The organism is Acidovorax sp. KPB24-03, assembly GCF_057546605.1.
The window spans coordinates 1-941 of record NZ_BAAJYR010000771.1 but is presented as its reverse complement, the minus strand read 5'-3'; the positions used below and the strand labels follow the sequence as shown (position 1 = coordinate 941).

Annotated in this window: 1 protein-coding gene; it reads left to right on the top strand. The window is 73.9% G+C overall.

What is annotated here, in order from left to right; genetic code table 11:
• On the top strand, positions 1–941 hold a 941-nt coding region (locus AC27KI_RS25880; RefSeq protein ID WP_487116701.1), incomplete at both ends, for a DEAD/DEAH box helicase family protein.

The following is a 941-nucleotide window of genomic DNA, read 5'->3' as shown; positions in this document are numbered from 1 at the left end:
ACAGCCTGGAGCTGGTCGAGGCCGCCGCCGCCCGCGCCGCGGTGCAGGCGGGCCAGGTGGAGATGCGCGCCAGCCCGCGCCGCCCCGTGGACGTGCTGGTGCAGCACCTGGTCACCGTCGCCCTGGGCGGCGGCTTCGAGCCCGAGGCGCTCTATGCCGAGGTGCGCCGCACGGCCGCCTATGCCGACCTGCCGCGCGCCGTGTGGCAGTGGTGCCTGGATTTCGTGCACCGGGGCGGGCCGTCGCTGGCCGTCTACCCGGACTACCAGCGCGTGGTGCCCGATGAGGGCGGCGTGTGGCGCATGCCCGATGCGCGCCTGGCGCGGCGCCACCGCGCCAACATCGGCACCATCGTGAGCGATGCCAGCATGGTGGTGCAGGTGCTGCACGGCGCGCGCCTGGGCACCATGGAAGAGAGCTTTCTGTCGCGCCTGTCGGCCGGCGATTGCTTTGTGTTCGCGGGCCAGGTGCTGGAGATGGTCAAGATCGAGGACATGACCGCCTACGTGCGCCGCGCCGCGCGCGGCCGCCCCACCGTGCCGCGCTGGGCGGGATCGCGCATGCCGCTGTCCACCGTGCTGGCCGACTTCGTGGTGCGCCAGCTCGCATTGGCGGCGGACGGCGACTACCGCTCGCCCGAGCTGAAAAGCGTGCGCCCGCTGCTGGAGGTGCAGCAGCGCTGGTCGGCCCTGCCCACGCCCGGCACGCTGCTGGCCGAAACCCTGCGCACGCGCGAAGGCTGGCACCTGTTTCTCTACCCCTTCGCCGGGCGGCATGCGCACACCGGCCTGGCCAGCCTGTTCGCCTGGCGCGCGGCGCAGGGCGAGGCGGGCACCTTCTCGATCGCCGTCAACGACTACGGCCTGGAGCTGCTCAGCGCCACCGAGCGCGACTGGGCGGCCCTGCTGCCCGAGCTGCTCAGCACGCAGGCCCGCCCCGCG